The organism is Streptomyces sp. UNOC14_S4, from assembly GCF_020740835.1.
Taxonomy (GTDB): Bacteria; Actinomycetota; Actinomycetes; order Streptomycetales; family Streptomycetaceae; genus Streptomyces.
Genome location: NZ_JAINFC010000447.1, coordinates 1 through 6,252, shown reverse-complemented (window position 1 = coordinate 6,252; position 6,252 = coordinate 1). Strand labels below are relative to the sequence as shown.

General features: G+C 73.0%; 8 protein-coding genes. 7 read left to right on the top strand and 1 reads right to left on the bottom strand.

Features of this window, described 5'->3' with window-relative positions:
- The first annotated feature begins 144 nt into the window (after positions 1–144).
- The 5 genes from folP (at position 145) to K6I34_RS29135 (ending at position 3,439) form a co-directional block, all read left to right on the top strand.
- Complete coding sequence (gene folP, locus K6I34_RS29155) at positions 145–1,071, top strand: dihydropteroate synthase (protein WP_229330407.1); 927 nt, start codon at positions 145–147, stop codon at positions 1,069–1,071.
- Positions 1,068–1,559, top strand: coding sequence for a nuclear transport factor 2 family protein (locus tag K6I34_RS29150; RefSeq protein ID WP_229330405.1), 492 nt, complete (start codon positions 1,068–1,070; stop codon positions 1,557–1,559). The genes folP and K6I34_RS29150 overlap by 4 nt, the downstream gene beginning before the upstream one ends.
- Positions 1,560–1,929: 370 nt before the next feature.
- Positions 1,930–2,289, top strand: coding sequence for a dihydroneopterin aldolase (folB, locus tag K6I34_RS29145; protein ID WP_374231049.1), 360 nt, complete (start codon positions 1,930–1,932; stop codon positions 2,287–2,289).
- Positions 2,286–2,879: a 2-amino-4-hydroxy-6-hydroxymethyldihydropteridine diphosphokinase gene (folK, locus tag K6I34_RS29140; RefSeq protein ID WP_229330403.1), complete on the top strand. Its 594-nt coding sequence runs from the start codon at positions 2,286–2,288 to the stop codon at positions 2,877–2,879. Before folB ends, folK begins: the two co-directional genes overlap by 4 nt.
- A 59-nt stretch (positions 2,880–2,938) precedes the next feature.
- Positions 2,939–3,439, top strand: a complete 501-nt coding sequence (locus K6I34_RS29135) for a DUF3180 domain-containing protein (RefSeq protein WP_229330401.1) — start codon at positions 2,939–2,941, stop codon at positions 3,437–3,439.
- Between the two features lie 162 nt (positions 3,440–3,601).
- On the opposite strand, the gene K6I34_RS29130 is transcribed toward K6I34_RS29135, so the two are convergent.
- Positions 3,602–4,774 (bottom strand): ABC transporter ATP-binding protein, encoded by a 1,173-nt coding sequence (locus K6I34_RS29130; RefSeq protein ID WP_229330399.1) that lies wholly within the window; start codon positions 4,772–4,774, stop codon positions 3,602–3,604.
- 126 nt (positions 4,775–4,900) lie between these two features.
- On the opposite strand from K6I34_RS29130, the gene K6I34_RS29125 reads away from it, so the two are divergent.
- Together K6I34_RS29125 and K6I34_RS29120 are read left to right on the top strand one after the other, a co-directional pair.
- Positions 4,901–5,626 carry an ABC transporter permease gene (locus K6I34_RS29125; protein ID WP_229330397.1) on the top strand — a complete coding sequence of 242 codons (726 nt, stop codon included), beginning with the start codon at positions 4,901–4,903 and terminating at the stop codon, positions 5,624–5,626.
- Positions 5,626–6,252 (top strand): ABC transporter permease (locus tag K6I34_RS29120; RefSeq protein ID WP_229330395.1); only part of this gene is annotated, 627 nt, incomplete at its 3' end. The genes K6I34_RS29125 and K6I34_RS29120, both read left to right, overlap by 1 nt.

Sequence of the window (6,252 nt, the reverse complement as noted above, 5' to 3'; positions counted from 1 at the left end):
GCCCCACTCCGGCAGACCGACCGGCCCGAATCGACCGCGCAACGTACTCATGTCACCAGCCTAGGGCGTACGAGAAGAGCCCCCGCCCTTCCCAGCAAGGTGCCGGAGGGCGGGGCCTCTTCTCGTACGCCCTAGGCTGGTGACATGAGTACGTTGCGCGGTCGATTCGGGCCGGTCGGTCTGCCGGAGTGGGGCCGCTGTGCGGTGATGGGCGTGGTCAACGTCACGCCCGATTCGTTCTCCGACGGCGGGCGCTGGTTCGACACCGAGGTGGCGGTCAAGCGGGGCATGGACCTGGTGGCCGAGGGCGCCGACCTGATCGACGTGGGCGGCGAGTCCACGCGGCCGGGCGCCTACCGGGTCGACGAGCGCGAGGAGCTGCGCCGGGTGATCCCGGTGGTGCGCGAGCTGGCGGCCGACGGGATCGTGGTGTCGGTGGACACCATGCGCGCCTCGGTCGCGGAGGCGGCCGTCGAGGCGGGCGCCGCGCTGGTCAACGACGTGAGCGGCGGCCTCGCCGACCCGGCCATGGTGCCGATGGTGGCCACGGCCGGCGTGCCGTTCGTGGTGATGCACTGGCGCGGCTTCAGCGACGGCATGAACGGTCTGGCGGTCTATGGGGACGTGGTCGGCGAGGTCCTCGGCGAGCTGCGGCAGCGGCTGGACGCGGTCGTCGCCGGGGGCGTGGACCCGGAGCGGCTGGTGATCGACCCGGGACTGGGCTTCGCGAAGGCCTCGGAGCACGACCTGGCGCTGGTGGCCCAGCTGGCCCGGTTTCGCCGGGAGCTGGGGCTGCCGATGCTGGTGGCGGCCTCCCGCAAGCGCTTCCTCGGCAGCGTGCTGGCCGAGGACGGCGCCCCTCCGCCGCCGGCCCGGGAGCGGGACGCGGCGACGGCGGCGGTGTCGGCGCTCGCGGCGCGCGACGGCGCGTGGGCCGTACGGGTGCACGAGGTGCGGGCGAGCGCGGACGCGGTGCGTGTGGTGCGTGCGGTGGAGCAGGCTGCGGAGACGGCAGGGGTGGCGATGGTGGCAGAGGCGGGCGCCCGGGGCGCCGAGGGGGCGGCCGAGTGAGCACGGCCCGTACGGACAGCGAACAGGTCGAGCTGGCGAACACCGCGCTGTACGAGGCGGTGGAGCGGGGCGACACGGTGGCCATGGGGCGGCTGTGGCTGGACGACCCCGATACCGAGGTGTCCTGCGTGCATCCGGGCTGGCCGGTGCTGCGGGGCCGGAGCGAGGTGCTCCGCTCGTATGCGCTGATCATGGCGAGCACCGACTACATCCAGTTCTTCCTGACGGACGTCGAGGTCTCGGTCGCGGGCGACACGGCGCTGGTGACCTGCACGGAGAACATCCTCAGCGGCGGGCCGGCCGAGGAGGAGGGCGAGCTGGGGCCGCTGGTGGGCCAGCTGGTCGTGGCGACCAACGCCTTCCGGCGCGTCGGCGACGAGTGGCGGGTGTGGTCCCACCACGGCTCCCCGGTGCTCGCCGGCCGCGACGAGGACGACGAAGACGGGGCGGACGGACCGGAGGGGGAGGACGGCGGACCGGTGGCGTGATGGGCCGGCGGATCGGCGCGAACCGGCGGCGCGAACCGATGACGCGGATCGGTGGCGCGGATCGGTGACGTGAGCGGAGTCACTCGTTCGGGGTGCGTGCCCGCTGAAGAGGGGTGAGGCGGGCCGTACTGGGTAAGCGCGGCGCGACCGGGTGACGGCATGGGGCTCCTTGCCGGTTACGCCCCTGATTGTCCGTAAACATCCGTAAATGTCGCTGGATATCTGTACCACCCCGTGACGTCCATGTGCGAGCGCTGTCGGTGCCCGCAGGTAGATTCGAAGTGGGCAACCCCGGCTTACGGGGACGGGCGAAGTGCCGGTGGCCGCCGACGCGCTCTCGCCATACCGACGACCAGCTGGAGTGATTCGTGTGGATCGTGTCGCGCTGCGCGGCTTGAAGGCCCGCGGGCACCACGGGGTGTTCCCCCGGGAGCGCGAGGAGGGCCAGACCTTCATCGTGGACCTGGTGCTGAGCCTGGACACCAGGCCCGCCGCCGCCACCGACGACCTCACGAAGACCGTGCACTACGGCGTGGTGGCGGAGGAGGTCGTGGACGTCGTCCAGGGCGAGCCCGTCGACCTGATCGAGACCCTCGCCGAGCGGATCGCCCAGGTGTGTCTGAAGCACGAGGCGGTGCGCGAGGTGGAGGTCGTGGTGCACAAGCCCGACGCCCCCATCACCGTGCCCTTCGACGATGTGACCGTCACGATCACCCGGAGCCGAGTATGAGCAGCAGCGACCCGACCGTGCAGCCGGTGCCCGCCTCCGTGGTGGAGCAGGTGGACGCCGCCGATGTGACCCTGAGCAACCCCAAACGCGCGGTGATCTCGCTGGGCAGCAACCTCGGCAACCGGCTGGAGACGCTCCAGGGCGCGATCGACGCCCTGGAGGACACGCCCGGCCTGCGGGTGAAGGCCGTGTCCCCGGTCTACGAGACCGCGCCGTGGGGCGTCGAGCCGGGCACCCAGCCCTCGTACTTCAACGCGGTCGTCCTGGTGAAGACGACCCTTCCGCCGAGCTCCCTGCTGGAGCGCGGACACGCGATCGAGGAGGCCTTCGAGCGCGTCCGCGACGAGCGCTGGGGCCCGCGCACGCTCGACGTCGACATCGTCAGCTACCAGGACGTCGTCTCCGACGACCCCGTCCTGACCCTGCCGCACCCGCGCGCCCACGAGCGCGCCTTCGTGCTCGCGCCGTGGCACGACGTGGACCCGGAGGCCGTCGTCCCGGGGCACGGCGCCGTCGCCGAACTGCTGGCCGCGGTCGGACGCGACGGGGTCGAGCCGCGCGCCGACCTGGAACTCCGGCTGCCGGAGTAGGCGTTGGCCCCATGGAGATCCCGGACGATGGCCGACAGGGCCGATAGGGGAGCGAACCGGTGAAGCAACTGCGGGTCAGGGTGCTGGCCGGGCTGTTCGTCGTGGCCGGGGTGGTGTCCTGGGCGGGCGCCCGCCTGTGGGACGCCTTCGGCACCCTGCCGAGCGTGCCCGTGGCCGCCCCCATCGTGCTGGCCGTCATCGCCGTCGTGCTGGCCGCGACGGCGATCTCGCTGCGCTCCCGGTTCAGGGCCCAGCGCGAGCGGCGCCCCGGAGCGAAGGGGGTGGACCCGCTGGTGGCCGCCCGCGCCGTCGTCTTCGGCCAGGCCAGCGCGCTGGTCGCGGCCCTGGTCTCGGGCATGTACGGCGGGGTGGGCGCGTTCCTGCTGCTGGCGGGTGTGGAGAACAACCCCGCCCGGCGTGACCAGACGATCTACGCGGGCGCGTCGGTGCTGGCAGGTGTCTGCGTGATCGCGGCGGCGTTCTTCCTGGAGCGGGTGTGCCGGCTCCCGGAGGACGAGGACGAGGGCGAGAGCGGCGGCCCGGGTTCCGCCCGGGCCTGACCCGGGGCTCCATCGTGGGCCCCGCGCCTAATGGGGTGCCTCTTGCGCCCGGCGCCCGGCTGCGGGTCGTATACGGCTGGTCGCGCAGTTCCCCGCGCCCCTGACGGGGCGCGATGCCCCAACGGGGGCCTGGGGGCGAAGCCCCCAGAAAACTCTTGACGGCTACGCGTCCGCGACGGTCACCACCGACACCTCGGCGCGCGCAGCGCCCACCGCATCGGCCGCCGTCGACCGCCGCAGCGCCTCGTGCAGGCGCGCCGGCGTCAGGACGCCCAGGAAGTGGTCGGCGTGGTCGCCGTCGAGGACGGCGACCCACCCCGCGTCGTGCTGGAGCATCGTGCTGAACGCCTGCTTGAGCGAGGCGCCCACCGGTACCCAGGCGTCCATCCGTCGCGCGTGGTCCCGCACCGCGCTGTCCCCGTCGGCGCAGGAGAGGGCGTCCGCCGAGACCCAGCCGTGCAGCCGTTCCTCACGGTCGAGGACCACCGCCCAGCGCGCGTCCTCCGCGCGCAGCCGGGTCGCGGCGCCGGAGGCGCGGTCGTCGAGGTGGACCACGGGGGGCTGTTCGAGATCGCCGGACTCCACGGGGGTCACGGAGAGCCGCTTGAGCCCCCGGTCGGCGCCGACGAAGTCGGCCACGTACGGGCTGGCGGGCGCCCCGAGCACGGCCGCGGGCGGGTCGAACTGTTCGATGCGGCCGTGGCCGTAGACCGCGATGCGGTCGCCGAGGCGGACCGCCTCCTCGATGTCGTGGGTGACGAAGAGCACCGTCTTGCGGACCTGGGACTGGAGCCGCAGGAACTCGCTCTGGAGGCGCTCCCGGACCACCGGGTCGACCGCGCCGAACGGCTCGTCCATGAGCAGGACGGGCGGGTCGGCGGCGAGCGCGCGGGCCACGCCCACGCGCTGCCGCTGGCCGCCGGAGAGCTGTTCGGGGTAGCGGTCGCCGTAGACGGCCGGGTCGAGCCCCACGAGGTCGAGCAGTTCCGCCGCACGGGCCCGGGCCTTCTTCCGCTGCCAGCCCAGCAGGTGCGGGACGGTCGCGGTGTTGTCGAGCACGGTCCTGTGCGGGAAGAGCCCCACCTGCTGGATGACGTAGCCGATCCGGCGGCGCAGCGCGACGGGGTCGACGCCGGCGATGTCCTCGCCGTCGAGGAGGATCCGCCCGCCGGTCGGCTCGATCAGCCGGTTGACCATCTTCATCGTGGTGGTCTTGCCGCAGCCCGAGGGTCCGACGAGCGTGACCAGCTCCCCCTCGGCCACCTCGAAGGACAGGTCGTCCACGGCGGTGGTCCCGTCGGCGTAGCGCTTGGTGACGTGCTCGAAGCGGATCATGGCTCCCCATTCTGGCCGTACTACCTGCTGACATTGTTGCCGGTGTGTGGCGGCCGGCTCGAATGTCAGTGCCCGGGGTTAGGGTCGTCGACAACCGACGGTCAAGCCCAGGGGGAGGTGAGGCGCATGGCGGGAGCGAACTGCCTGGTCACCAATGAGTGGTTCTGCGGAGAGTATCTGCGGACCCGCGGCCAGGAGCTGACGCACGCCACGCTCCAGCACGTCGGGATCACGGTGGCCTCGGTCGCCATCGGTCTGCTCGTCGCTTTTCCGCTGGCGCTGCTGGCCCGGCGCCGGCGCGCTGCCGCGGGCCCGGTCCTCGGGCTCACCACCGTGCTCTACACGGTGCCGTCGCTGGCGATGTTCTCGCTGCTCGTCCCGGTCTTCGGCCTCTCGGCGTCGGTCGTGGTCACGGGCCTGGTGCTCTATTCGCTGACGGTCCTCGTGCGGAACATCCTGGCCGGGCTCGCCTCGGTGCCGGAGGAGGCCCGCGAGGCCGCCCGCGGCATGGGGTACGGGCCGCTGCGGCTGCTCTTCCAGGTCGAACTGCCGCTGGCGCTGCCCGCGCTGATGGCGGGTCTGCGGATCGCCACGGTCTCCACGGTCTCGCTCACCACCGTCGGTGCGATCGTCGGCTACGGCGGCCTGGGCAATCTGATCTACGAGGGCATGCACAGCTATTTCAAGGCGCAGGTGCTCACCGCGTCGGTGCTGTGCGTGGCGCTCGCGATCGTGGCCGACCTCGCGCTGCTGCTCGTGCAGCGGCTGCTGACCCCCTGGACGCGGGCGGGCGCGCGGGCGAGGCGCGCCGCCGGACGGACGGCCGCCGCGGCCGCCGAGGGAGCCGCCTGATGGACGTCATCCAGCGCACCTGGACGTGGCTGGCCACCGGCTCGCACTGGTCCGGCACCGACGGCGTGTGGCACCGGCTCGGCGAGCACCTGTTCCTCACCGTCGTCTGCCTGGCCATCTCCTGCGCCGTGGCCCTGCCCGTCGCGGTGGTCCTGGGGCACGTGGGCCGGGGCGGCGCCCTCGCGGTGAACGTCTCCAACGCGGGGCGCGCGGTGCCGACGTTCGCGGTGCTGGTGCTGTTGCTGCTCAGCCCGCTGGGTACGCATGGCTCATGGCCGACGATCATCGCGCTCGTGCTCTTCGCGATCCCGCCGCTGCTCACCAACGCGTACGTGGGGATGCGCGAGGTGGACCGGGGAGTGGTCGAGGCCGCGCGGGGCATGGGCATGACCGGCCGTCAGCTGATCGCCCGGGTGGAGCTGCCGCTCGCCTTTCCGCTGATCGTCACCGGGGTGCGGACCGCCGCGGTGCAGGTGGTGGCCACGACCACGCTCGCCGCGCTGCCGGGCGGCGGCGGCCTCGGCAGAATCATCACGGCGGGTTTCCGGCTCACCGACACGGCCCAGGTGGTGGCCGGGGCCGTGCTGGTGGCCGCGCTCGCGCTGCTGGTGGAAGGGGTGCTGATG